The following is a 308-nucleotide window of genomic DNA, read 5'->3' as shown; positions in this document are numbered from 1 at the left end:
AATGCATTACGTTATTTTCTTCTTGGTCTGATTATCTCTCAGTTTTTTAATAACTTCTGCAGCGCATACTTCATAATTATTCATTGCAGCGTTGAGGTCATTGACTTCCTTTGTATTGAGGTCACGATGAAAATCTCCAGTTGCAAAAATCGCTGAGAATGCATCACGCTCGTTGATTTCAGTTTCGAAGGTATCAATTTGGTGATTTTTTCTAAACTGAGATGATACAAAATGAAAAGATCTAGAGTTAGCAAAAACTTTATACTGAGTAAATAAAACAGCGCGAGCGATAGAACGGCGTACAGCTT

General features: G+C 36.0%; 1 pseudogene. It reads right to left on the bottom strand.

Features of this window, described 5'->3' with window-relative positions:
* Positions 1-6: 6 nt before the first annotated feature.
* Positions 7-308 (bottom strand): annotated as a pseudogene (locus ACFINS_RS09945) (ParA family protein); the annotation flags it as partial.

The organism is Bartonella sp. AA2SXKL (assembly GCF_042197205.1).
Classification (GTDB): Bacteria; Pseudomonadota; Alphaproteobacteria; order Rhizobiales; family Rhizobiaceae; genus Bartonella.
Note: the sequence above shows the minus strand (reverse complement) of the source record. Positions and strands in the feature narration are given on the sequence as shown.